The organism is Pseudomonas sp. MH10 (genome assembly GCF_034353045.1).
Taxonomy (GTDB): Bacteria; Pseudomonadota; Gammaproteobacteria; order Pseudomonadales; family Pseudomonadaceae; genus Aquipseudomonas.
Genome location: NZ_CP133783.1, coordinates 5,340,398 through 5,365,423 on the forward strand (window position 1 = coordinate 5,340,398; position 25,026 = coordinate 5,365,423).

The following is a 25,026-nucleotide window of genomic DNA, read 5'->3' on the forward strand; positions in this document are numbered from 1 at the left end:
TGCAGTGGACACAACGCATTTATATATGCCAATTTCCCGGCCATCGCTTAGTAGCTATCTATATAGATAGCTACTAGCGAACAACCTATCCATCGATCCAGGCCATTTGGATCATCAGAATCCGAAAAGAAACATTCCCCTTGCCTTGTTACGTGCTGAAAGGCGAATTAGGGTTGCGGCGATTTTTGCGAGAAAACCGATGAATTTGACACCGCTTCCCCCTGTTGCTCGCACACCCTACTTTCCTTACATCGACGGCATACGGGCCTTGGCCGTCCTCGCTGTGCTTATTTATCACCTGCACGGCCCGTGGTTGCCGGGTGGGTTTGTTGGGGTTGACGTATTTTTTGTCATCTCTGGCTTTGTCGTCAGTGCCTCGATCGTCAGTTTTCGTGGACGTGGTCTGCTGCAATTTTTCAGCTATTTCTATGCTCGGCGGATCAAGCGGATCTTCCCGGCGCTGATCGTCTGCTTAGTGGTGACCGCCTACGTCACTGCGTTGTTCGTACCGGTTTCGTGGCTCAGCGAGGTTAACCAGAAGACCGGGCTCTATGCGTTTTTCGGTTTGAGTAACTTCATCCTGGCCCGGACCGGTCGTGACTATTTTGCGCCCACCACCGACTTCAACCCCTACACCCACACCTGGTCGCTGGCGGTGGAGGAGCAGTTCTACCTGGTTTTTCCGCTGATGTTCCTCGCGTGGCTAAGTGGTCGTAAGGGCCGTGGGCTGTCCATTGGCCTGTTTGTCGTGGCCGGCGTGGCCTCGCTGATCTTCGCGGGGTGGCAGAGTGCCGTCAGCCCTACCGCAGCTTACTTCCTCAGCCCAAGCCGTTTTTGGGAACTGGCCGCCGGGGTGTTGCTGTTTCAATTAACCCAACAAAAACCGGTGGTCCAAACCCTGTCGTCCGGGCCAAGGAATGGATTCTTTGCCGCCCTGTCTTTGCTGCTGTTGTTGGGGGCGCTGGCGTTTACGTCATCGAGCTATTTTCCGTTTCCAGGTGCCTTGCCTGCTGTCGTGGGAACCGTGGGGATTATTTACTATCTGCACCATCACCCGCAGCTCAAGCGCCTGCATAAACTCTTGGGTAACGGCCCTCTGGTGTATATCGGCCGCATTTCCTATTCTCTTTACCTTTGGCATTGGCCAGTGTTTGTTTTATTTCGCTGGACAGTCGGAATTGACACGCCTTTGCTGCGCTTTTTGGCAACGGTTCTGGCGTTTGCCCTCGCCATTGCCTCGTACACATGGATTGAAAACACGATTCGCCATTCGCGCTCCCTTCTTCGGTTGTCACAGGCGGCGGTCATTACCCTTGGCCTGGCGTGCATCGGTGCTAGCTGGTGGGGCGCTGACACGATCGCCCTCTATGAACACCAGATTTCTCTCAGCACCGTGAGTAAAAACCAGGACGACTGGTACCCCCATGGTTCCTGGTTTAGCCCCGAAAACCCCGGTTGCCTCGCCGAACCGGAGTACAGCGATGTGGGTGGCGGCTTGATGATGATCTACAAGCCTTACCACTGTGTGACACCGCGCCCAATTAACGAACACAGTATTTATGTGATCGGCGACTCCCACGCATTGGCGTACGAAGGCCTGTTCAAGCAATACGCCATACGCAACAGCACCCAGGTGTTTATTTACAACAACGGCGGTTGCCCGTTCATTAGCCTGCAACCCTACAGAGAAAACGATAACGCTCAGTGTCAGCAGTACGCCAAAGCGTCGCTGGAAGACCTTCACACTCGGATCAAGCCTGGGGATGTGTTGTTTTTGCCGTCCCTGCGCTTGGCGCGGCTCTCGGATCAATGGATATCGTTTGGGGAACAAGACGCCGACGCCATAATGTTCGGGCCGGCCGCCGATGCCGGGCGCGAGCGGGTAATAAAAGACGCAGTGGCTATTTTGAAAGGGTTTTCTGACAAAGGCGTACAGATCGTTTTCGAGGGCCCAAAACCGATATTTCGTGCTCCGCCCTTTCGTTGCGCTGACTGGTTTAACCACAACAACCCGATTTGCGCACCCGGTTTCAGCGTGCCGAAAGCACTTATGGAAAGCTACCGCGCACCTGTTTTGCAGTCTTTCGCCGCGATCATCCAGCAGGTTCCGAATGTTTCTGTCTGGGACCCATTCCCAATTTTGTGCCCAGGTCAAGCATGCAATGCGTTCCGTGATGGCAAACCGCTCTTCCTTGATGGCGATCATTTGAGCGGCAACGGCAACGTTTTGCTTTTAAAAGATTTCACAGAATTTATGGCGAAACGCCTTCTGCCATTGGGGAAACCGGCCGCGAACATTTCTGGTGCCCCATCTAAAGACAGATCCCTGTAGGAATATTCTTGTTTGTACGTGGGAAAGCTGTGTAGGATGGCCGGGCTTAATAGCAAATAGTCCGAACGTTGGTATGGAATCGAAACGAAATGGACTAAGTGCGTTTGGCAGTAACACCATTTACAAAGGGGCTTGCCCCAATACGGGGCACTGCACCCAGGCTGGGGCCGACGGGCCCGCAACACCCAAGCCTGCCTGTCGATTCGACTAATAATTTTGGAGAAGTACCGAAATGGCAACTCAAGCACAAATCGCAGCAGTACAACAACTGTACGTAGGTTACATGGGCCGCGCAGCTGACTCCGCTGGTCTGGCGTTCTGGGCTAATGCTATCGCTACTGGCACCGCTACCATCCAGTCTGTTGCAACAGGCTTCACCCTGAGCGCCGAATACAAGGCTGCTTACACAGGCCTGGCTAACGACGCTCTGGTTGACAAGGTTTACAACAACGTTTTGGGCCGTGCTTCTGATGCAACCGGTAAAGCGTTCTGGGTTGCTGCTTTGGCCAGCGGTTCCGTGACTGCCGCTACACTGGTTGCCACCATCGTGAGCAACCTTGGCGCACAAGACCAAACTACTATCAACAACAAAGTATTTGTTGCTCAGACTTACACTGACGCTGTTGGTGCTAACTACAACACTACTGCTGGCACTTCGGTACTAGTTGGCGTGAACAGCACTCCTGCTTCGGTTAGCACTGCTGTTACTGCAATCTCGACTGGTACTTTGGCTGGTCTGGTTCCTGGTTTGGGTCTGATCAACGCGTCTGTTGCAGCTCAAAGCGCAGTCACTGCCTACGGTACTGCTACTGCTGGCACCAACGTTGCTTTGGACACTAACTCTGACGGCACCGTTACTTCTGCAGAAGCCAGCGCTGTTCTAGGTACCGATACTACCGCACGTACTACTGTGTCTGCTTCTAGCACAGCAACGTTGAATGCAAACGTATCCAACACCACAGCAGCTCTGGCTACAGAAAAAGCTCTAGTGTCAACCGCGACCGGTGGCGCAGCAGCTATCACTGCCTATGAAAACGCTTTTGCAGCTCAGAAAGTTGCCACTGTAGCAAACACTGCTATTGCTGCAGTGACAGCTGCTGGCGTAGCAGGCCTGGACGTTGCTGTTGTAGCAGCCGGCACTACTGTAACTCTGGCAACTTTGGGAACTGCGGCAAACAACGGTGCTGCGTTCGCTAACGCTGCAGCGGTTTTAGCCTTCTTGTCGGATACGACCAAGACAGCATCCGCACAAGCTAGCTTGGTTACAGAGCTGAACAAGGTTGCTATCTTCGGTGCTGAAGTTGTTGACGGCGGCGTTAAGGCTTTGGCTGTAGCTAACACCACTGCTACAGTGGGTACGACTACCACAACTCTGAATAACGTTGCTGGTACAGCTCCGGGTGGTGGTCCCCTTAACTCCTACATCGTCGACAAAGTTCTGGTGACTACTGCAACTAGTCTGGTTACTGCGGCCGTCGCTGCTGACGCCAAAGTTGCTGTCGATACGGTTGTCACCAGTCAGTACGCAGTTTTGAACAAAGCTGTCGTTGATGCTGGCACTGCAATTAGCACCTTTTCGGCTGCAAACGTTACCAAGCTGAGCGTCCAGGACATCAATGGTGGTGCTCCTCTGGCTGACGCTAACAAGGTTTTGTCTGACGTTTTCTACTTCAAAACGGCTGTTGCAGCCAATACCTCTGTATCCATCGCTAACTTCTCTGCTGGCGACAGCATCGTTCTAGGCGCTGGCTACACTTACAACAATGGCGCTCTGACTACCGGTAACGGTAATGCTTTGGAATTCTTCCTTCAGAAGACAGCCGCTGGCAACACTCAGATTGTTGTAGAAACCGCAAACTACGGCAGCGCTGATTCAACTGTTAACGCGACTACCGGTGTAGTTACACCTGGTCACGCAGAAGTTATCACCCTGACCGGCGTCACTGCTGATCACCTGTCGGTTGCAAACGGCATTGTCAGCTACGTCTGATAAGCGCTGATGTGAATCCAACACTGGGCCTTCGGGCCTTGTGAAGGGCTCTCGAAAGACCCACCCCGTCAAAAAGGTGGGTTTTTTAATGGGCGCGATTTGATGACTGCACATGATCTCAAGATCAATATCAGGCAGAAAACGTTTTCAATGAAAACCCGCTGTATATCCCAAGACGACACTTTGTCCGCATGCTGTGGGATGACTTGGCGGGCCGCTCTGAGAACATTTATAATGTGGTCGTGCAGCTAGCTCGACGGGGTGAAGGGGGTGGCAACATTAACCCCGCTGCACACTTCTTACTCCGTTACTTGCCTCATGTGTTCCTGAGCAGCTAGTCTTTGAAGTGCGATCACTTAGTTCATATCGATCATTTGCGCAGCTTCAACGCTTGAGTCTCAATGAAACCCATGAGCAAACAGGCCCAGATACTTGGCGCAAGTTATCTTTTCGCGATACCCAAAACTTGATGTGCACGCCTAAGCTGAGCTTGAGCTCTCCCAGTGCGGCACGCTGCTTGTCCACTGGCCCAGTGAGCAACGAGATTATCTTTCATGCGCCCTTTCCAGACGATCGCCTGTCGCGTAACAGCTATGCATTGCAGCACGGTTCTCGACCATAGCTTGCCTCATCATGGCCATGAACACTTGAAACAGCGGCCCACTCTTCCAATCTTCGGGATGCCTTCCCGATTGGCTACTGGCGCTTTCCTCAAGCCCTGAAGTAAACGCGACTGCTGATATCCCCGGCCGAAATCTCTGTGTATTTGTAGTTTGCGCTTGCTGTTGTTCAGCGGCGTAATTGAGCGCGCTCACCTTAGAATCGGGCGGCCCTCTGTGGGCGCCAACTTGTTGGCGAAGGTTTTTCGGACTGATCGCAGTCTCCGGCCCCTCTTATCAAACAAACATCACGCATTAAAATATCGACAGTTAAGACGCGAGCTTGTCCGAAGCGGTCTCAATGGGCTGACTCGATTTTAGCTGAAAGAATTGAGTTACTGATTTATGACTGCTGCGCAGCCGATCGCAGGCAAGCCTGCTCCCACAATTAATGGGTTATCTTTTGCTCTGAAGGCGGCGACAATATTTCAGTGTTTACTATTTCATGTCTGCCAAAGTCCCCGTGGGAGTTGGCTTGCCAACGAAAGCGTCAATACAGGCGACCCAAGTTTTAAGCCGATATCAGCAGCGCGACGACGAGCCTCTTCGCAGGCAAGCCTGCTCCCACTATTAATGGGTTCTCTTTTGCTGCTGAAGGCGGCGACAAGATTTCAATGTTTACTATTTCATGTCTGCCAAAGTCCCGTGGGAGTTGGCTTGCCAACGAAAGCCTCAATACAGGCGACCCAAGTTTTAAGCCGATATCAGCAGCGCGATGACGAGCCTCTTCGCAGGCAAGCCTGCTCCCACTATTAATGGGTTATCTTTTGCTACTGAGGCGGCGACAAGATTCAGTGTTTACTATTTCATGTCTGCCAAAGTCCCCGTGGGAGTTGGCTTGCCAACGAAAGCGTCAATACAGGCGACCCAAGTTTCAGGTCGAAATCAGCAGCGCGATGACGAGCCTCTTCGCAGGCAAACCTGCTCCCACTATTAATGGGTTCTCTTTTGCTGCTGAAGGCGGCGACAAGATTTCAGTGTTTACTATTTCATGTCTGCCAAAGTCCCGTGGGAGTTGGCTTGCCAACGAAAGCGTCAATACAGGCGACCCAAGTTTTAAGCCGATATCAGCAGCGCGATGACGAGCCTCTTCGCAGGCAAGCCTGCTCCCACTATTAATGGGTTATCTTTTGCTACTGAGGCGGCGACAAGATTCAGTGTTTACTATTTCATGTCTGCCAAAGTCCCCGTGGGAGTTGGCTTGCCAACGAAAGCGTCAATACAGGCGACCCAAGTTTTAAGCCGATATCAGCAGCGCGACGACGAGCCTCTTCGCAGGCAAGCCTGCTCCCACTATTAATGGGTTCTCTTTTGCTGCTGAAGGCGGCGACAAGATTTCAGTGTTTACTATTTCATGTCTGCCAAAGTCCCGTGGGAGTTGGCTTGCCAACGAAAGCGTCAATACAGGCGACCCAAGTTTTAAGCCGATATCAGCAGCGCGATGACGAGCCTCTTCGCAGGCAAGCCTGCTCCCACTATTAATGGGTTATCTTTTGCTACTGAGGCGGCAACAAGATTCAGTGTTTACTATTTCATGTCTGCCAAAGTCCCCGTGGGAGTTGGCTTGCCAACGAAAGCGTCAATGCAGGCGACCCAAGTTTTAAGCCGATATCAGCAGCGCGATGACGAGCCTCTTCGCAGGCAAGCCTGCTCCCACAGTCGTCAACTGTGTCATTGAAGTCCAAGAGCCGTACCGGCTTCGCAGCCTTGGGCAGCGTCAACAAAAATGTGTGTCTCCAAAATCCGTGGGACCGAATTTATTCGGGAAAGCTTCAGTCCTGGCACCCTGCAACCTAACCCACACAGTTCTACCGACATCGCCTGGCCATATCGTCGGCGTAATTGATTTGCTAAAGTCCGAGACCAAATTTACCCAAGGAAGGTCTTCTTGAAGCACATTCAGTATTTGATTCTGGTCTTATCCGTCACTGCATTGTTTGGCTGCGTGGTTCCGAGTTCATACAGCAAGACGGTTTCTGTAACCAAGGATGCAGATGGCCGGGTCATTCAGACGGTTGAAAGCGAAACGGTTGTGCAGGGCTCCAAGGGCTATCCGCTGCGCCTTGAGCACATCAAGGGTGTTCAAGCCGATTAAGGCTGACACGTTGGTGCCCACTACAAGTGCGGACAAGCCTTCGCCTCATCTTTGCTTAGTTGACACCTCATTCCCATAAGCCGAATGTCCCCTGCACGAACAGCGTAATAGCCGTTTAACCTAGCCCGCGACAGTTGTAAGCGATGACTGCGCCTGTACGAAAGTCCAGTAGCATCCAGTCGGTCGTGATAGTAGCTTGACCCTCATTAATAGACTTTCTATGGAAGCAGAATGAAGCACACGTATATTTTTATCCTTGGAGAGAACCATCAGGTCGCCAGCATTGAGTCCGACGGACCGTTGCCCCACTTGAAGATCGGCGTACACCTTGACCTTGATTCAGACGACTACCGAGGCACGCCGGGTATGCACCTTGAAATCGAAGATATCTCTGTTGTCCTGCACCAGATCGGCGGCAAAGTGGTGCGTAATGATGTATGCCTTCATTGCGCAGAGAGGCCTGGGCTCGCTCATTGAGCTGATAAACGTCGCATTCGGTCGGCTCGGTTGGCAAGCCCCGCGTGGGGCCTTTATAATGCCGGCGTGCAGCTAGCCCGACGGGGTGAAGAGGTTGGCAGAATTGACCCTGCTGTACTGTTGCTACTCGGTACTTGCTGAAACGCGCTTGTTACGGTCTTCGTAAATCGCGTAAGTAAGTTTGCGCGACCACCGAATGCCGTGTTGTTAGGCAATGTTGCATCCCAGGCACGCCTCTGGAACCTTCCTTGGGCGTTTTTTTTCGTCTGGAGAATACGGGCGACCCTACGCAAGCCTCGCACGGGGTACAAGATTGGCCAGTGCCGAGTGCCGGCAGCACGTAGAGGGCAAGGCCCACCCTTTTTGCAGCCAAGCAGCTGATGGAACCGGCGGGCGTTGAGGCCATTCGTAAAGTCGGGAAGTATTCGCGAAGTATTTGGACCCAATACCCGACGGTCTTGGTCGTATAAGCGTTGCTCAGCAGGTATGATTCTGCCCCTGTTCAAAAACCCCATAGAATCCGCTTTGAACATAGCAACAAAATCTGCATTTTGAGCAAGTTAGATGGAATTCGAAGGACTCCCATGAAAGCAATCGTTACCGGCATTACTGGGCAAGACGGCGCCTATCTCGCAGAATTGCTGCTAGGTAAGGGGTATACCGTATATGGCACCTACCGCCGTACCAGTTCTGTCAATTTTTGGCGCATTGATGAGTTGGGTGTTCGTCAGCACCCTAACCTGCATCTAGTCGAGTATGACCTGACGGATCTGTCTGCAAGCATCCGCCTGATGCAGACCACCGAAGCAACAGAGGTCTACAACCTTGCCGCTCAGAGTTTCGTGGGTGTTTCGTTCGATCAACCGTTGACCACGGCTGAGATTACTGGCCTTGGCGCGGTCAATTTGCTCGAAGCCATTCGTATTGTTAATCCCAAGATCCGTTTTTACCAGGCATCGACTTCGGAGATGTTCGGAAAGGTTCAGGCGATACCTCAGGTCGAAAGTACGCCGTTCTATCCGCGCAGCCCTTACGGTGTTGCCAAGCTCTATGCTCACTGGATGACGATCAATTACCGTGAGTCCTATGGCATTTTTGCCACCAGCGGAATCTTGTTCAACCACGAGTCCCCGTTGCGCGGTCGTGAATTTGTGACCCGTAAAATTACTGACTCCGTCGCGAAGATCAGTTTGGGCCTTCTGGACCGGATGGAACTGGGCAACATGGACGCAAAGCGCGATTGGGGCTTTGCCAAGGAGTACGTTGAAGGCATGTGGCGCATGCTTCAGGCGGATGAACCGGACACGTTCGTGCTTGCGACGAACCGTACCGAGACCGTTCGCGACTTTGTATCCATGGCGTTCAAGGCCGTTGATATCACCCTTTCATGGACAGGTGAGGCTGAAGCAGAGCAGGGCATCGATGCTGCCACCGGTAAAGTGTTAGTGACGATCAACCCAAAGTTCTATCGCCCAACCGAAGTCGAGTTGCTGATAGGTGATCCCGCAAAAGCGAAAAGAGTATTGGGCTGGGAACCAAAAACCTCCTTGGAGGAATTGTGCCGCATGATGGTTGAGGCGGACCTTCGCCGTAATCAACAAGGTGTTTCATTCTGATGACTATTGCTGGTAAACGTGCGCTGATTACAGGGATTCACGGCTTTACCGGTCGTTACATGGCCGATGAACTGCAAGCGAATGGTTATGAAGTGATCGGATTGGGCAGCCAACCTTCCGATGACGTGAATTATTACCAGATAGATCTTGCTGATGGACCTGGTCTTCGCACCTTGCTGGCGCAGATTCAGCCAGATGTGGTTGTTCACCTCGCAGCACTGGCTTTTGTCGGGCATGGTGCCGCCGAGGCATTTTACGAGGTCAACTTGATCGGTACGCATAATCTGCTGGTCGCATTGGCGGAGTGTGGGAAAAAGCTCGAGTGTGTATTGCTCGCAAGCAGTGCCAATGTGTATGGCAACGCTTCTGCGGGGTTGCTGAGTGAGTCGACCCCGCCATCGCCCGCTAACGACTATGCCGTGAGCAAGTTGGCCATGGAGCACATGGCTAACTTATGGCAGGGCCGTCTACCTCTGGTTATTACCCGTCCGTTTAATTACACCGGCGTCGGGCAGGCTGAAAACTTCCTCTTGCCCAAAATCGTGGCGCATTTTCGCCGCCGAGCCGCCAAAATTGAATTGGGCAATCTGGACGTGTGGCGGGACTTCAGCGATGTGCGCGCTCTGGTGCAGGCCTATCGAGGTCTTATTGAAGCAAAGCCCCTTGGCCAAACCGTGAATGTCAGTTCTGGGGTGACTCATTCGCTTCGTGAAGTGATTGATATGTGCAAGGCACTCACGGGGCACGACATTGAGGTTGAGGTGAATCCGGCTTTTGTTCGCGCCAATGAGGTTAAAACGTTGTGCGGGGATAACTCGCGGTTACGATCTTTAATCCCGGGTTGGCAAACTCCTGCATTGACTGAAACGTTGGGCTGGATGTTGACGACTGAATGAAGCTGATCCTCTCTGTTGAGCCGGTCCGATTTCCGCTGACTGGCATTGGGCGTTATACCTACGAGCTCGCTCTGCGACTGCAGAAAAATCCCGACATCACTGACCTGCAGTTTTTCGCCGGCCGGCGGTTTTTGGCAGACCTTCCGGTTGCAAACGACGAGTCGGGTAGCGGCTATGGCCTGAAGCGGGCGGTCCAGAAAAACTTTTTAGCGATTGAGGCCTACAGACTTCTGATGCCCCTGCTGCGAAAGCAGGCGTTGAAAGGGCATTCAGACTTTCTGTACCACAGCCCAAACTACTACTTGCCGCCATTTGCGGGGCCCAGTGTTGCAACGTTTCACGATCTTTCGCCCTTTACCTGGGAGCATTGCCACGCCCCTCAGCTCGCGCGTTATCTGCAGAAAGAACTGAAGACGACGTTGCTCAGGGCGGATGCTTTGATCACTGATTCCGACTATACCCGCCGTGAACTGGCCGCGTATTTTGGCTGGCCAATAGAACGTATTCACACGGTCCCCCTTGCCAGCTCTGCCGAGTTCCATCCGCGCAGTCCACTTGTGCTGCGCGAAGTGCTTGAGCGACATGGCCTTCAATTCGGTGGGTACAGTCTTTTCGTGGGCACGATAGAGCCGCGCAAAAACATTGAAACCCTGCTGGATAGTTATGCGCGGCTGCCCCTTGCGCTGCGCGTCCGTTGGCCGCTCATTTTGACGGGCTATCACGGGTGGCAGAACGACGCTATTCATCAACGTTTGGAATCGGCGAAGCGTGAAGGCTGGGCTCACTATCTGGGTTTTGTGCCGAGCGACGATTTACCGCTGTTGTTCGCTGGCGCACGCCTATTTGTGTTTCCCTCTTTATATGAAGGTTTTGGCTTGCCGGTACTTGAAGCAATGAGCTCCGGTATACCGGTAGTGTGCTCGAATAGTTCTTCTCTTCCTGAGGTGGCCGGAAAGGCTGCCTTGATGTGTGAGCCAACGGACGTCGAAGCGTTGACGGCACTGATACAAAGCGGGCTCGAGGACGAGTCCTGGCGCGCATCAGCGATGGAACAGGGATTATTGCACGCGGCTTCCTTCTCATGGGAGCGCTGCGCTATGGAAACGCTGCACGTTTATAAGACAGTGGTCAGTGGGTCATGATTAAAGTTCTGCATTTTTTCAAAACGTATTATCCAGACACTATGGGGGGTATCGAGCAGGTCATTTTTCAAATCGCCGAAGGCGGCACTCGCCATGGATTTGAATCGGAAGTTCTCTCTTTGAGTCACCAGGGTGCGGCGTCGGATGTGGCTGTTGGGCACCACTTAAGCCACCGCTCCAAACTCGATTTTCACTGCGCCTCTACCGGCTTTTCAGTTTCTGTATTTAAAGATTTTGCCGCGCTGGCGAAGAGCGCCGATGTAATCCATTACCATTTTCCATGGCCCTTTATGGACATGGTGCACTTCGCCAGCCGTATAAAAAAACCGACGGTTGTTAGTTATCACTCGGATATTATCAAGCAGAAGACCCTGCTTAAATTATATCAGCCACTGATGCAGCGCTTTTTATCCTGTGTGGATTGTATCGTCGCCTCATCACCCAATTATGCCCAAAGCAGTCCGGTGCTTCGGCAGTTCAGCGCTAAGGTGCGTGTCATTCCGTACGGCTTGGACCGGGATACTTACCCCACGTCCTCAGTCGAAAAACTCGACTATTGGCGTAAATTGGTTGGCAGTCGCTTTTTCTTATTTATCGGTGCGCTCAGATACTACAAGGGGCTCGACTATCTTTTGGATGCGGCTCAAACCACCCAGCTTCCCGTCGTTATCCTGGGGGGTGGGCATCTGGAAGGAGAGCTGAAGGCGAAAGCAGCGCGCCTAGGTTTGACGAACGTGCATTTCGTGGGTTTTTTACCCGACGTAGACAAGGCTGCGTTACTTGAGCTGTGTAGCGCATTTGTCTTTCCCTCGCACCTCAGATCTGAATCGTTTGGGATCTCATTGCTGGAGGGCGCCATGTACGGCAAGCCTATGATTTCTTGCGAAATCGGTACAGGGACTACATTTATCAATATTGCGGGTGAAACCGGTTTGGTAGTACCCCCGTGTGACTCCGCTGCGCTAGGGCAAGCGATGCTGACGCTTTGGCAGAATCCTGAGATGGCATCTACCATGGGGGAAAATGCGCTGCGACGTTATGAGGAATTATTTTCCGCTGACGTAATGGCTGAGTCCTATGCGCAAGTCTATAAAGCGCTGTTGCATCGATGAAAATGGAGCACTCCCGTAGTTATCATGGGTTGTTCTGCATCTTACCTTTTATCTACTTGAGTTATTGAAATGGCCGATCATTCAATTCTCGTCACCGGGGCGACCGGTTTTCTAGGTTCTTCACTGGTCAGGCACCTCGCTTCGTCTGACGCCTTTTTCGTTAAAGCCCCGGTCAGAAACCCGCGTGTCAATTTCCCCGTGGGTGTAGAGATTCTGCCAATTGAGGACCTTGATGCGTCCACCGATTGGTACGCCGCACTGCTGGGCGTCGAGTTCGTTGTTCATACGTCGGCGCGAGTACATGTGATGAGTGAGACCGTTAAAGATCCTTTGGCTGAGTTCAGAAAAGTAAACGTAGAGGGCACGCTCAACCTTGCTCGTCAGGCTGCCGCCGCCGGTGTCAAACGGTTCATATTTATCAGCTCAATCAAGGTGAATGGCGAGTCCACCTTGCCCGGAAAACCATTCTCTGCGCACGATGACCCGGCCCCCAAAGACGCTTACGGAGTATCCAAACTAGAGGCCGAGACAGGCTTGTATCGTTTAGCGGCCTCGACGGGCATGGAAGTTGTGATCATCCGTCCGGTGTTGGTATATGGTCCGAGCGTGAGGGCAAACTTCTTGACCATGATGCAGTGGCTGCTCAGGGGTGTTCCATTGCCATTGGGTGCTGTTCATAATCAGCGCAGTTTGGTGTCTTTGGAAAACTTGATCAGCCTTATCGTGGCGTGTATCAATCATCCGCGTGCAGCAAACCAAACTTTTTTGGTCAGCGATGGCCAAGATGTTTCTACGCAGCAATTGTTGAAAAAACTCGCCAGTGCGTTGGGCAAGCCCGCACGGCTTATGCCTGTGCCCGTTTGGTTAATGCACGGTGTGGCCACGTTGCTTGGAAGACGAGATTTATCTTCTCGGCTGTTCGGCTCCTTGCAAGTAGACATCAGCAAGAATCAAGAGCTATTGGGCTGGACGCCTCCGGTCAGCCTTGATCAAGGTTTGCGAATGACTGCACAACACTTTTTGGAATCACGTAACTCATGAGTTATTGGTGGCTCACTCCCGCAATTGCGTTTTTGTCGTTTTTCCTGACCTCTGTGCTTCGCCGATATGCGCTTGCGCGAAGTTTGCTGGACATCCCTAACGCTCGAAGTTCGCATTCTTTACCTACGCCCCGCGGCGGCGGAGTGGCCATTGTTATTGTCTTCTTGTGCGCGCTTTCGTATTTGTTGTGGTCCGGTGCTATTACATCCATTGTTTTTACTGGCATGGCCGGGGCAGGACTCATTGTCTCCGTGGTGGGGTTTATCGATGACCACCAGCATGTGGCTGCCCGCTGGCGGTTGCTGGGACATTTCTTCGCCGCCGGATGGGTATTGGTTTGGATCGGGAAATTTCCGACCCTGCACCTCTTCGGACTGTCAGTTGACTTTGGCTGGTCGGGATACGTTTTAGCTGCTCTTTATCTTGTATGGATGTTGAATCTTTACAACTTTATGGACGGAATCGACGGCATAGCCGGGGTTCAGGCAGTTTCAGTGTGTATTGGCGCCTGTTGGGTCTATTGGCTAAAGGGTGACACCGCTTTGATGGCCCCCCCGTTGTTACTGGCAGCTTGCGTACTGGGCTTTTTACTTTGGAATTTTCCCACTGCTAAGATCTTCATGGGCGACGTTGGAAGCTCGTTTCTTGGCATGGCCTTGGCGGCTTTATCGATTCAAAGCGCTTGGGTTAGATCAGAGTATTTTTGGGCCTGGATCATTTTGATGGGTGTGTTCATCGTGGACGCGACATTCACATTGGTTCGTCGACTCGCCCGGGGCGAGAAAGCCTATGAAGCTCATCGCAGTCATGCTTACCAGTTTGCCTCTCGGCATTACAGGCGACACCCGCCGGTTACAATCGCGGTCGGGCTGATTAATCTGTTTTGGCTGTTGCCTTTGGCGACAGCCGTTGCCTGTTTTGGGCTTGACGGAGCAATGGGTATTCTCCTTGCCTATACTCCGCTTGTAATACTGGCTTGGAAATTTCATGCCGGGGCGCGAGAAAATCAGCATGCCATTTAGGACAATCGGTTGTCCAACCTCACGCCCCCGGCCGCAAATGTACGTATAATTGGCGGGTCGAGTAATGAAGCTGGCCACGGACAACGACTAATGGATAAACTTCGCACATATCTGGTAGGGCTGCCTAAAAGGCAAAAAAGAATGTTGCAGGTGGTGACAGACATAGTGCTTGTCTGGATTGCCTTGTGGATGTCCTTCGTCGTTCGTCTTGGTATTGATAACTTGATCAACCCGCTTAACAAGCACACGTGGTTGTTTATCAGTGCGCCTATCGTGGCCATTCCTTTTTTTGTTCGATTTGGAATGTACCGGGCGGTGATGCGCTACTTTGGCAATGATGCACTCGTTGCCATTATTAAAGCGGTCAGTTTATCTTCTTTGGTGCTTGCGTTTGTTGTGTATTGCTACAGTAACCACGAAACGCTAGTGCCGCGTTCAATCATCTTTAATTATTGGTGGTTGAGCCTGGTTATCGTGGGCGGGTTGCGGCTTGTGATGCGTCAATACTTCATGGGTAATTGGTTTTCGGGTGCACATTACGTCCCTTTTTCTAAAAAGCATGAAGGCCTGACAAAGGTCGCAGTGTACGGGGCTGGCGTTGCTGGAAATCAGCTGGTCGCGGCGCTTCGCATGGGCCGGGCGATGCTTCCGGTAGCGCTCATAGACGACGATCCTGATATCTCCAATCGAATAATAGCCGGCCTGCAGGTTTACAAGCCTAAACACATACAAAATATGATTGACGTGACCGGGGCGACCGAGCTGCTGTTAGCGTTGCCTTCATCGTCCAGAACTCGCCGTCGAGAGATCTTAAAATCTCTAGAAGGTTTCCCGTTGCACATCCGCAGCGTGCCTAATTTTACTGATCTGGCCAGTGGGCGAGTCAAAGTCAGCGACATTCAAGAAGTGGACATCGCAGACTTATTGGGGCGCGATTCCGTACCGGCGCAAGAGGAATTATTGGAACGGGGCATCAAAGGCCAAGTGGTGCTGGTTACGGGTGCCGGCGGGTCTATCGGTTCAGAACTCTGTAGGCAGATCATCGGACTGGGACCTAAGAAGCTGTTGTTGTTCGATCATGCCGAATTCAATCTTTACAATATTTTGGGTGAGCTGGAACTGAGCAAAAAGCGCAAATCGTTGGACGTCGAGGTACTCCCGATATTGGGTTCTGTTCAACACAAAGCGAAAATTCTTGAAGTCATCAAGATGTGGAAGGTTGATACCGTTTACCACGCAGCTGCCTATAAGCACGTGCCGTTGGTCGAACATAATATCGCCGAAGGAATTCTGAATAATGTAATGGGCACTTTGTACACGGCCCAAGCGGCGCTGCAGTGCGGGGTCGCAAACTTTGTATTGATCTCGACGGACAAAGCGGTCCGTCCGACTAACGTCATGGGCAGCACAAAACGTCTTGCTGAGCTGACGTTGCAGGCGTTGAGTCAGGAAATTGCTCCTGTGCTGTTTGGCGACAGCACGAAAGTGTCTCGAGTGAATAAAACCCGATTCACAATGGTTCGCTTTGGTAACGTTCTGGGCTCTTCCGGGTCGGTCATACCGCTCTTCCACAAGCAAATAAAAAACGGCGGCCCACTCACCGTTACCCACCCAAAAATGACTCGCTATTTCATGACCATCCCCGAAGCTGCTCAGTTAGTTATTCAGGCTGGCTCCATGGGAATGGGGGGTGATGTGTTCGTTCTCGATATGGGCGAGCCGGTTAGAATTGTGGAACTGGCAGAACGAATGATCCATTTGTCTGGACTTAGTATACGGTCTGAGAAAAATCCCCAAGGGGACATAGAAGTCGAATTTACCGGGCTGCGTCCGGGCGAGAAGCTCTACGAGGAACTACTCATCGGCGACAATGTGGCACAAACGCAACACCCGATGATCATGCGTGCCAACGAGGATTATCTGACATGGGATCAGCTCCGACTAAGCTTGAGCGAGCTGATGCAGGCTGTTGAAGTAAATGACTACGAGCGGGTACGTCAATTACTTCGAGAGGTGGTGAAGGGTTACAGTCCTGGCGGCGAGATCGTTGATTGGGTGCACCAACAGCATCAAAAGAATCCATCCTAGTGTGATATTTGCGAAATAAATTCCCTGGGTTTTCGACTCCTGTTGTGCCGTTACCACGGTGGCGGCTCTCATATAAAGCGAGTCAGGTCGGTCGGCACATTCGCCTAAACGAACGGCGAGCCCAATTACTCCACCGATGTCTCGCGGGATTCACCTTTCTGGCTACAGTCTTGGGTTGCAACTTCTCGGCTATTACGCTTCCCACTGCGAATCAGGTTTAAAGCAATCAGCGTCCCTACAACCGAAATAACACCCCAGCACAGAAGAAAATTTACCATGGTGGCACCTGAAGCTCCCTACCGCTCTGATCGATTTCGCGCAATGCATCCCATTGCGCACGGTAATTCAAAAAACAAATTTACTCTTAGATCTCGACCCCTGCCTAATATTTCGTAACCCATCCACTTTTGACGTTCCGCTCCCCTCGACTACCTTTGAAAAGCAGCCTCGGAATGCTGCTTCTCACTTCAACTCTATGGAGCGTCACCTATGCGCAGTGCTGTCCTTTCGTCGGTCTTATTCGCACTCTTAACCACCGCTTCCGTTGCTGCCAGTGCTGCGCCCGCCGCGCAATCGGCGCCGATGCCGTCTATGTCAGTTAGCGCCGCTGCCACGCCAGCTGAAACCTCCACCAAAATTAATCTCAACACCGCAGATGCCGAGACCCTACAAAAGGAGCTCAGTGGAATCGGCAGTGCTAAGGCCAACGCCATTGTTGCGTATCGCGAAGCGAATGGTGAGTTCGCCACGGTCGATGAGCTGCTGGAAGTGAAAGGCATTGGCAAGGCGATTCTGGACAAAAACCGTGACAAGGTGGGCATCAACTAAACAGCAATGCTCACAAAATGGCCGGTCAATGCGACCGGCCATTTTTTTGCGTGGTCCAAAACAATCTCACCTTCGACCGGTCCTGCTGCTCAGACGGTCTATCCTTCCATTTCCATTTCCATTTCCATTTCCATTTCCATGTCCGCTCAGCTCGGGTTCCTTGACACCCAGCATGGCACCCATCATATTATCCGCGCTTGATTATAGTCGTAATATAAATACCACTTTCCCTCAGGAGTCGCTCACCATGACCACCTCCAACACCAAAGGCACCGCCCTCATTACTGGCGCGTCTTCCGGCATCGGCTTCACTTATGCTGATCGTTTGGCCAAGCGTGGTTTTGATTTGCTATTGGTCGCTCGCGATCAGGAGCGTCTCGAGACCATGGCCACGCGGCTGCGCGAGGAAACCGGCGTAAAGGTCGAAGTGCTTAAAGCCGACCTGATCGACCAAGCGGATCTGCAGAAGGTTGAACAGCGCCTGCGCACTGATGCGTCTATTTCGCTGCTGCTTAACAATGCGGGTGTGGCCTCTGTTGGCACGTTGGCAGAGTCGGATCTGGGCGGGTTGGATCGAATGATTCAGCTTAACGTCGTCGCGCTGACTCACTTGGCGTCAGCCGCAGCGGAGGGTTTTTCCAAGGCTGGGCGCGGGGCGATCATCAATATTGCGTCGGTTGTACCCTTGGCGCCGGAGATGTTCAACGCGACTTATACCGCGACCAAAGCCTACGTCTTGAGCCTCACGCAATCGCTGAATGCCGAACTCAAAGAGTCGGGCGTGCGGGTGCAGGCAGTCATGCCAGGCGCTACACGCACCGAGATTTTTGATCGCAGCGGTATGGACTTGAGCACGTTTCCAGCCGAGTGGGTAATGGACGTCGGTGAGATGGTTGACGCCGCATTGGCCGGTTTTGATCAGGGCGAGCTGGCCACCATCCCGTCGTTGCCGAACGCAGCCGATTGGGAGGCGTTCTTGACCGCCCGTGCGGCGTTGACCCCGAATATGTCCTTGAGCAGTGCCGCTGCTCGTTTTAAGGCTTGAGCTTCTTTTTAACGTGAGGGTTATTGCATGAGTGAACGCCGAGTCGTCGTCACAGGTATGGGCCTGGTTTCGCCCTTAGGCACTGGCGTGGAAGCCGTGTGGAAACGGTTGCTGGCTGGCCAGTCCGGATTGGTTCGGTTGCCCGAAGACGTCGTAAGCGATTTGCCGGGCAAGGTCGGTGGTGTTGTTCCGCTGTTGGCCGACGATGCCGAGGCCGGGTTCGATCCAGACATGGCGGCTGAGCCTAAAGAACAAAAGAAGATGGACCGCTTCATCATGTACGCGCTGGTGGCGGCCAAGGAAGCGGTGGCTCAAGCCGGTTGGGCCGCTGACACACCAGACGCTCAAGAGCGGACGGCGACCATCATCGGTTCGGGAATCGGTGGATTCGGCGCCATTGCCGATGCGGTTCGCACGACCGATGCACGCGGCCCGCGCCGTCTGTCGCCGTTCACGATCCCGTCGTTTTTAGTGAATCTGGCGGCCGGTCAAGTGTCGATTCAACATGGTTTCAAAGGACCGCTTGGCGCGCCAGTGACCGCTTGCGCTGCGGGCGTTCAAGCCATTGGTGATGCGGCGCGGCTTATTCGTTGCGGCGAAGCAGATATCGCTATCTGCGGCGGTGCCGAGGCGGCCATTGATAAAGTCAGCCTCGGTGGTTTCGCTGCGGCACGAGCGTTGTCCAGCGCGTTCAATGACACGCCGCAAAAGGCTTCGCGTCCGTTCGACCGTGATCGTGATGGATTTGTCATGGGTGAAGGGGCGGGCATTCTGGTGATTGAATCACTGGAGCACGCGCTGGCACGCGGGGCGAAACCGATTGTTGAATTGGTCGGTTATGGCACCAGCGCCGACGCCTATCACCTCACGGCGGGGCCGGAAGACGGCAGCGGCGCACGACGTTCGATGCAAGCAGCCCTTCGTCAGGCCGGCATTCAGCCGTCCGAGGTCCAGCACCTCAATGCCCACGCTACGTCAACGCCGGTGGGCGACAAAGGCGAGATGGCGGCGATCAAGTCATTGTTTGGTGATCAGGCATCGATCGCGGTGACCTCCACCAAATCCGCCACTGGGCACTTGCTCGGCGCGGCAGGCGGAATCGAGGCGATCTTTACGGTCTTGGCGATCCGCGATCAAATCGCGCCCGCCACCCTGAACTTTGAAAACCCCGATGACGCGGCGCAGGGGTTGGACATTGTTCACGGCGCAGCTCGGCCCATGGAGATCGAGTACGCCTTGTCCAACGGATTTGGCTTTGGTGGGGTCAATGCCAGCGTGTTGTTCAAGCGCTATCAGGAGTGATGGGTGGCAGATTATGATTTTCTGCAGGAGACCTGGCCCTAGCCCTTCGCCTGCTGCTTCAACCACTCACGCGTGTCGTCAAGAATCCGGTCGGACAATGTGGGGTCGAGTGCGCTGCGCGATAACACCAATGCACCGACCAACGCCGACAACATGACAGTGCTCAGTTCTGACGCATTCGTGCTAGCGGCAGGCAAACCATGCTCGATGGATGTCAACCGGTTGTTGATCACTTCATCGGTGATCATGCTGGCTTGACCGCGCTGACCCAGCTCCGCAGACATGGTCGGCAACGGGCAGCCTTCTGCCGGTGATTCACGGTGCGCCGCTGACAGGTAATGATCAATAAACGCCGCCAGCGGGTCGTCCACCTTTTTGAATAATTCGTTGCAGTGATTCGAGAGGCTGTCGGCCGCCTGACGCAACGACTTTTCTACCAGGTCGTCTTTGGATTTGAAGTGGGCATAAAAGCCACCATGGGTCAGTCCCAAGGACTTCATCAGCGGTTGCAGGCCTGTCGCGCCAATGCCATCGCGACGAAAACGTGCTGACGCCTCGTTGATGATTCGTTGGTGGGTTTGGGCTTTATGGTCTTCCGAGTAACGCATTGCCGGAACTCCCGAGCGTGGCTCTATAAAATGCTGACCATAATTTTGTCATGGATCCACAAACCCCGGCAGCACTCATTTGCGGTTCAACCCGCCGTCGGTCAGATCAAATGAGTGTTGCCTGTGGTCAGCGGAGCCTTGCGCGGTCAGAGCCAAACCGCGCCCCGTAATGGGTAATCGCCGATTCCTTCAACCAGATTCGCGTGAAGTGGATTAGCGGCGATATACCGAGCAAATTTCAGCAGATCTTCGTCGTACCGAACGGCAGCTTCGTGAACGCCTACTGGCCACAGCTGCCCGCTGGCCACTTGCTGCTTGTTTGTTGCGATGCCACTTCTGGATTTCACTTGCCGCATCAGGCCTTCGCAAGCAAGCTTGCTCCCACAGCGGAGTCACGCTTTCAGCCCCACCATACCCTGTGGGAGCCCGCTTGAACCCACAGTGGAGTCAATACCCTGTGGGAGCAGGCTTGCCTGCGAAGGGCGCGACGCGATCGACGCCGCCTCAGGCTCTGCTACCCGTCGCTGCAAACACCGCTGGCGTGCGCTGTTCGAGCAGGTAATAAAACGCGCCGCCGAGTATGCAACCGGTGAACCAGGCAAAGTTGGCGATCGGTTGGAACCACGGCACGAAGCTGAAGCACAGGCCAATGACGCCCGCTGCAACCAGCGCTTTGATGGCGGTCCAGTTGAAGCCGTTGGTGTACCAATAACGACCGGCTGGCGTGTCATCGAACAAGGCGTCGACATCGATCTGCTGACGTTTCACGAGGTAGTAATCCACCAGCAGAATGCCGAACAGCGGGCCGATGCAGGCGGCCAGTATGTCCAAGGTGTAGTGGATAACGGCCGGGTTATTGAACAGGTTCCAAGGCGTGATAAACACCGAGAGCACCGCCGCGATCATGCCGCCCATGCGCCAGCTGATTTTGCTCGGTGCTACGTTGGCGAAATCGAACGCCGGGGATACGAAGTTGGCGACGATGTTAATGCCGATGGTGGCGGTGACAAACGCGAATGCGCCTAGCAATACAGCGGTGGTGTTATCGATGCGGGCGACCGTGGCGATAGGGTCGTGGATCATTTCGCCGAAGATCGGCAAGGTCCCGGAAACAATCACCACGGTGACCAGCGAGAAGGCCAAAAAGTTAACCGGTAAGCCCCAAAAATTCCCGCGACGTACGTCTGCCATGCTTCGAGCGTATCGGCTGAAGTCACCGAAGTTCAGTGTTGGGCCGGAGAAGTACGAAACCACCAGCGCCGTCGCCATTATGGTTTGGCCGAACGCTTCCCAGCCAGACAGCTGTTTTTCAGCCAAGGTAAAACTGATGTTGCTCCAGCCTGCGCGCCAGACAATCCAGGCCGCCAGCACCATCATGACCGCGTACACCGCAGGACCGGCCCAGTCGATGAAACGACGGATCGAATCCATGCCGGTCCAAAACACCACGGCCTGCAAGACCCATAACGACAGAAAGCCGAACCAGCCCAGGTAGGACAGCCCGGCGAACGTCACCTGCTGATACGCCGCCAGCTCAGGGAAAAAACGCAGCACCACAATAATCAGGGCGCTGGACGCGAGGTAGGTCTGAACCCCATACCACGCCACAGCGATCAAGCCGCGAATCACCGCCGGGATATTTGCGCCAAACACCCCGAACGCCAATCGGCAAATCACCGGATACGGAACGGCTGCTTGTTGGCTGGGTTTAGCCACTAAATTGGCGATGACCTGAATGATGCAAATGCCGACCAGCAGCGCGATCAACACTTCCCAACTGGCCAGGCCGAGGGCAAACAAGCTGGAGGCAAACACATAGCCGCCGACGCTGTGCACGTCGCTCATCCAAAAAGCAAATATGTTGTACCAATTCCACGTTTGCGGCAGTGGGCCAAGATCTTTGTTGTAGAGACGTGGGCTGTAACCCGCCGGACGTTGCTCGCTCATGACACGTTTCTCCCTGTAGGCCTGGCAGCACTGACATCGCGTACGCGACCTGGCATTGTTGTATACGATTTCGTACGCACGATATGTGCCAAGCACAGCGTTACAACGCCCTAAACCCCATTGGGCCGGGTGTTTCAGGAGATTTAGAGCCGAGTGTTCTCACGCGGAACAATCCGGGATGCGAGCTGAATGCTCAATGGCGGTGCACCTGCGCCCATGCGGTGCAGCGGTTGCAGCCTTTACTGATAAGGGTAATTAGCGCTGGATTGCTCGCAAGTCGATGGCTTATAGTTGTATACAATTGTTGTAAATATTGCGCAAAAGGTGAGCGTTTCGATGCGTATTCAAGTGATCAATCCCAACACCAGCCAAGCGATGACCCATAAAATTGGCGTCGCCGCGCAGGCCGTGGCTCGCGCTGGGACAGAGATTTTTGCGTGTTGTCCCGAAGACGGCCCTGAATCAATCGAAGGGCATTTCGATGAGGCGATTGCTGCGGTGGGCATGCTCGAAGAAATCCAGAAGGGCGTGGCCCTCGGCTATGACGCTCACATCATCGCCTGCTTCGGCGACCCCGGCCTATTGGCGGCGCGGGAATTGGCTATTGGCCCAGTGATCGGTATTGCCGAGGCGGCATTTCATATCGCCAGTCTGGTTGCTACGCGCTTCGCGGTGATCACTACCTTGGGTCGCACCCGGATAATTGCCGAGCACCTGCTGCAACGGTATGGCATGCAGGACCTTTGCACGTCAGTCAGTTGCCTTGAAATTCCTGTACTAGCGCTGGAAAACTGCGACGAAGCCTTGATCGAACGCATCGCCGCTGAAGGGCGTCGACTGCGCGATGAAGAAGGTGCAGGTGCCATCGTCTTGGGGTGTGGTGGCATGGCGGACCTGCGCCAAGTGCTGAGCGAGGCCATGGGAATACCGGTCGTTGAGGGCGTCAGCGCTGCTGTAAAACTGGCGGAATCACTGGTCGAGCTAGGCTTGGGCACATCGAAACGTGGCGATTTGGCCTTCCCGCTGAGCAAGCGTTTCACCGGACGCTACGCCCACTTGAGCCGTTAGTGGTATCGGACAGAAACCGGTTCCATGAAGCTTTGCTATCGAACCGATAAGTTCTGAAAGCTGTTTCATCCATGAAACAGTGACCATCCTTTGAGCGCGTTTTCTGCCCATAGGAGTTCCTAATGTCCACCAAAACTATAATATTGCGCCTCACCGTCTTGGCCACCTTAGTCAGCGGTCAGGCATTTGCTGCCCAAACTGAGCAACTTACCCGTGATTCCGGTGCGCCCATCGGCGACAACGAGAATTCACAAACCGCAGGCCCTGCTGGTCCGGTATTACTTCAAGACGCTTCCCTGATCGAGAAGCTTCAGCGTTTCGACCGCGAACGTATCCCTGAGCGTGTGGTGCATGCTCGGGGTACCGGCGCATTTGGCGAGTTCGTGCCGTCTGCCGATATTCACGATCTGACCGTGGCCGACGTATTCAAGCCGGGCAGCAAGACGCCGGTTTTCGTGCGTTTCAGTACCGTCATGGGTTATCGCGGTTCGCCTGAGCAGGCCCGCGATCCTCGCGGATTCGCGGTCAAGTTCTATACCGATCAGGGTAACTGGGACATGGTCGGCATCAACTGGCCGATCTTCTTCATTCGTGATGCGATCAAGTTTCCCGACTTTGTCCATGCGAATAAACCAAGCGCTGTAACCGGCGTGCAAGACCCGGATCTGGCGTTCGACTTTTTCGCTCACACGCCAGAAGCGACCCACATGCTCACCCGTCTGTACACGGTAGAAGGCATGCCGGATTCCTACCGCCACATGAACGGCTCGGCGGTACATGCCTTCAAGTTCGTCAACGCCGAGGGCTTAGTGCATTACGTGAAGTTCGCCTGGAGAAGCCAGCAAGGCGTGCATGGTTTGAAGCCGGATGATATTGCCAAGTCCTTGGGCAATGACTGGAACATGATGTCCAACGACTTGTATGGCGCGATCAACAAGGGCGACTTTCCCAAGTGGGACCTCTACGTTCAAGTCCTGACGCCGGGCGAGTTGGGTAAATTCAACTATGACGCACTGGACGACACCAAGGTCTGGATCGGTGTACCCGAAAAGAAAGTCGGCACCATGACGCTTAACCGCATGCCCGATAACTATTTTGAATCCGTAGAAGAATCAGCGTTTGCCCCATCGCGTCTGGTCCCAGGCATCGAAGCGTCAGAAGATCGCATGCTGCAAGGCCGTTTGTTCGCGTATGCCGATACCCAAATGTATCGCTTGGGCGCCAACTATCAGCAACTGCCGATCAACCGTCCGCTGACACCGGTGGTCAACAACAGCCAAGACGGCGCGATGAACGCCAGCGGTCGCAAGGGCAACATCAACTTCGAGCCGTCAGGCGTGCATGAGCTTGCTCAAGACCCTAAATACAAGTATGCGGCTACGCCTGTCAGCGGCGTCACCCAACAATTGGCGATCCATAAGCCGAACAACTTTGCGCAGGCGGGTGAGTACTACCGTGGTCTTTCCGACGCGGACAAAGGTTATTTGGTCGAAGCCTTGGGCGGTGATTTGAGCAAGGTCACTAACGACAGCAACAAGTACGCGATGCTTTCGTACTTCTACAAAGCCGATACTGATTACGGTACGCGGTTGGCCAAAACCACCCACAGCGATGTCGGTCGGGTCAAAACCGCAGCCGCTTTGTTGCAGGATTGACCGTAGCAAATACCCCTGTAGGCGCTGCCGAAGGCTGCAATGAGTCGTGATGGATATCGCGGCCGTTGGCAGCGCCTACTGGGGATCTATCTAACGAGGATCC

The 25,026-nt window shown here is 53.7% G+C and carries 18 protein-coding genes; 16 read left to right on the forward strand and 2 right to left on the reverse strand.

Annotation, left to right across the window (positions count from 1 at the left end; genetic code table 11):
• The first annotated feature begins 199 nt into the window (after positions 1 to 199).
• From RHM59_RS24140 to fabF, 14 genes are all read left to right on the forward strand, one after another.
• Positions 200 to 2,332 carry an acyltransferase family protein gene (locus RHM59_RS24140; RefSeq protein WP_322285589.1) on the forward strand — a complete coding sequence of 711 codons (2,133 nt, stop codon included), beginning with the start codon at positions 200 to 202 and terminating at the stop codon, positions 2,330 to 2,332.
• Positions 2,333 to 2,564: 232 nt separating this feature from the next.
• Positions 2,565 to 4,322, forward strand: a complete 1,758-nt coding sequence (locus tag RHM59_RS24145) for a beta strand repeat-containing protein (RefSeq protein ID WP_322285590.1) — start codon at positions 2,565 to 2,567, stop codon at positions 4,320 to 4,322.
• A 2,556-nt stretch (positions 4,323 to 6,878) separates the two neighbouring features.
• Positions 6,879 to 7,076, forward strand: a complete 198-nt coding sequence (locus tag RHM59_RS24150; RefSeq protein WP_416195110.1) for a hypothetical protein — start codon at positions 6,879 to 6,881, stop codon at positions 7,074 to 7,076.
• A 231-nt stretch (positions 7,077 to 7,307) separates the two neighbouring features.
• Positions 7,308 to 7,553, forward strand: coding sequence for a hypothetical protein (locus RHM59_RS24155; RefSeq protein ID WP_322165552.1), 246 nt, complete (start codon positions 7,308 to 7,310; stop codon positions 7,551 to 7,553).
• A 584-nt stretch (positions 7,554 to 8,137) separates the two neighbouring features.
• On the forward strand, positions 8,138 to 9,169 hold the full coding sequence (gene gmd / locus RHM59_RS24160) for a GDP-mannose 4,6-dehydratase (protein ID WP_322285591.1): 1,032 nt from the start codon (positions 8,138 to 8,140) through the stop codon (positions 9,167 to 9,169).
• Positions 9,169 to 10,065, forward strand: a complete 897-nt coding sequence (locus tag RHM59_RS24165) for a GDP-mannose 4,6-dehydratase (RefSeq protein ID WP_322285592.1) — start codon at positions 9,169 to 9,171, stop codon at positions 10,063 to 10,065. Before gmd ends, RHM59_RS24165 begins: the two co-directional genes overlap by 1 nt.
• On the forward strand, positions 10,062 to 11,207 hold the full coding sequence (locus tag RHM59_RS24170) for a glycosyltransferase family 1 protein (protein ID WP_322285593.1): 1,146 nt from the start codon (positions 10,062 to 10,064) through the stop codon (positions 11,205 to 11,207). Before RHM59_RS24165 ends, RHM59_RS24170 begins: the two co-directional genes overlap by 4 nt.
• The gene (locus tag RHM59_RS24175; RefSeq protein ID WP_322285594.1) at positions 11,204 to 12,319 is read left to right on the forward strand and encodes a glycosyltransferase family 4 protein; all 1,116 of its coding nucleotides are present in this window, start codon (positions 11,204 to 11,206) and stop codon (positions 12,317 to 12,319) included. Before RHM59_RS24170 ends, RHM59_RS24175 begins: the two co-directional genes overlap by 4 nt.
• Positions 12,320 to 12,388: 69 nt before the next feature.
• Positions 12,389 to 13,360: an SDR family oxidoreductase gene (locus RHM59_RS24180; protein ID WP_322285595.1), complete on the forward strand. Its 972-nt coding sequence runs from the start codon at positions 12,389 to 12,391 to the stop codon at positions 13,358 to 13,360.
• Complete coding sequence (locus RHM59_RS24185; protein ID WP_322183497.1) at positions 13,357 to 14,382, forward strand: glycosyltransferase family 4 protein; 1,026 nt, start codon at positions 13,357 to 13,359, stop codon at positions 14,380 to 14,382. The genes RHM59_RS24180 and RHM59_RS24185 overlap by 4 nt, the downstream gene beginning before the upstream one ends.
• A 90-nt stretch (positions 14,383 to 14,472) precedes the next feature.
• A complete protein-coding gene (locus RHM59_RS24190) occupies positions 14,473 to 16,470 on the forward strand; it encodes a nucleoside-diphosphate sugar epimerase/dehydratase (RefSeq protein WP_322285596.1) in 1,998 nt (665 codons plus the stop codon).
• A 489-nt stretch (positions 16,471 to 16,959) separates the two neighbouring features.
• Positions 16,960 to 17,298, forward strand: a complete 339-nt coding sequence (locus RHM59_RS24195; protein ID WP_322285597.1) for a helix-hairpin-helix domain-containing protein — start codon at positions 16,960 to 16,962, stop codon at positions 17,296 to 17,298.
• Between the two features lie 247 nt (positions 17,299 to 17,545).
• Positions 17,546 to 18,343, forward strand: coding sequence for an SDR family oxidoreductase (locus RHM59_RS24200; RefSeq protein ID WP_322165543.1), 798 nt, complete (start codon positions 17,546 to 17,548; stop codon positions 18,341 to 18,343).
• Positions 18,344 to 18,370: 27 nt separating this feature from the next.
• Entirely contained in the window at positions 18,371 to 19,645 is a 1,275-nt protein-coding gene (gene fabF / locus RHM59_RS24205) for a beta-ketoacyl-ACP synthase II (protein ID WP_322285598.1), read from the forward strand.
• Between the two features lie 38 nt (positions 19,646 to 19,683).
• Here fabF and RHM59_RS24210 read toward each other — a convergent pair whose 3' ends face one another.
• Complete coding sequence (locus RHM59_RS24210) at positions 19,684 to 20,253, reverse strand: TetR/AcrR family transcriptional regulator (RefSeq protein ID WP_322285599.1); 570 nt, start codon at positions 20,251 to 20,253, stop codon at positions 19,684 to 19,686.
• 504 nt (positions 20,254 to 20,757) lie between these two features.
• Positions 20,758 to 22,200, reverse strand: a complete 1,443-nt coding sequence (locus RHM59_RS24215) for an NCS1 family nucleobase:cation symporter-1 (RefSeq protein WP_322285600.1) — start codon at positions 22,198 to 22,200, stop codon at positions 20,758 to 20,760.
• Between the two features lie 336 nt (positions 22,201 to 22,536).
• On the opposite strand from RHM59_RS24215, the gene RHM59_RS24220 reads away from it, so the two are divergent.
• Positions 22,537 to 23,268, forward strand: coding sequence for an aspartate/glutamate racemase family protein (locus RHM59_RS24220; protein ID WP_322285601.1), 732 nt, complete (start codon positions 22,537 to 22,539; stop codon positions 23,266 to 23,268).
• Positions 23,269 to 23,390: 122 nt separating this feature from the next.
• Positions 23,391 to 24,923 carry a catalase gene (locus tag RHM59_RS24225; protein ID WP_322285602.1) on the forward strand — a complete coding sequence of 511 codons (1,533 nt, stop codon included), beginning with the start codon at positions 23,391 to 23,393 and terminating at the stop codon, positions 24,921 to 24,923.
• The last annotated feature ends 103 nt before the right edge of the window (positions 24,924 to 25,026 follow it).

Excerpts from the sequence above, each read along its gene's own strand:
- RHM59_RS24140 (WP_322285589.1), top strand. The coding sequence starts at position 200 with ATGAATTTGACACCGCTTCCCCCTGTTGCTCGCACACCCTACTTTCCT.
- RHM59_RS24145 (WP_322285590.1), top strand. The coding sequence starts at position 2,565 with ATGGCAACTCAAGCACAAATCGCAGCAGTACAACAACTGTACGTAGGT.
- RHM59_RS24155 (WP_322165552.1), top strand. The coding sequence starts at position 7,308 with ATGAAGCACACGTATATTTTTATCCTTGGAGAGAACCATCAGGTCGCC.
- gmd (WP_322285591.1), top strand. The coding sequence starts at position 8,138 with ATGAAAGCAATCGTTACCGGCATTACTGGGCAAGACGGCGCCTATCTC.
- RHM59_RS24165 (WP_322285592.1), top strand. The coding sequence starts at position 9,169 with ATGACTATTGCTGGTAAACGTGCGCTGATTACAGGGATTCACGGCTTT.
- RHM59_RS24170 (WP_322285593.1), top strand. The coding sequence starts at position 10,062 with ATGAAGCTGATCCTCTCTGTTGAGCCGGTCCGATTTCCGCTGACTGGC.
- RHM59_RS24175 (WP_322285594.1), top strand. The coding sequence starts at position 11,204 with ATGATTAAAGTTCTGCATTTTTTCAAAACGTATTATCCAGACACTATG.
- RHM59_RS24180 (WP_322285595.1), top strand. The coding sequence starts at position 12,389 with ATGGCCGATCATTCAATTCTCGTCACCGGGGCGACCGGTTTTCTAGGT.
- RHM59_RS24185 (WP_322183497.1), top strand. The coding sequence starts at position 13,357 with ATGAGTTATTGGTGGCTCACTCCCGCAATTGCGTTTTTGTCGTTTTTC.
- RHM59_RS24190 (WP_322285596.1), top strand. The coding sequence starts at position 14,473 with ATGGATAAACTTCGCACATATCTGGTAGGGCTGCCTAAAAGGCAAAAA.
- RHM59_RS24195 (WP_322285597.1), top strand. The coding sequence starts at position 16,960 with ATGCGCAGTGCTGTCCTTTCGTCGGTCTTATTCGCACTCTTAACCACC.
- RHM59_RS24200 (WP_322165543.1), top strand. The coding sequence starts at position 17,546 with ATGACCACCTCCAACACCAAAGGCACCGCCCTCATTACTGGCGCGTCT.
- fabF (WP_322285598.1), top strand. The coding sequence starts at position 18,371 with ATGAGTGAACGCCGAGTCGTCGTCACAGGTATGGGCCTGGTTTCGCCC.
- RHM59_RS24210 (WP_322285599.1), bottom strand. The coding sequence starts at position 20,253 with ATGCGTTACTCGGAAGACCATAAAGCCCAAACCCACCAACGAATCATC.
- RHM59_RS24215 (WP_322285600.1), bottom strand. The coding sequence starts at position 22,200 with ATGAGCGAGCAACGTCCGGCGGGTTACAGCCCACGTCTCTACAACAAA.
- RHM59_RS24220 (WP_322285601.1), top strand. The coding sequence starts at position 22,537 with ATGCGTATTCAAGTGATCAATCCCAACACCAGCCAAGCGATGACCCAT.
- RHM59_RS24225 (WP_322285602.1), top strand. The coding sequence starts at position 23,391 with ATGTCCACCAAAACTATAATATTGCGCCTCACCGTCTTGGCCACCTTA.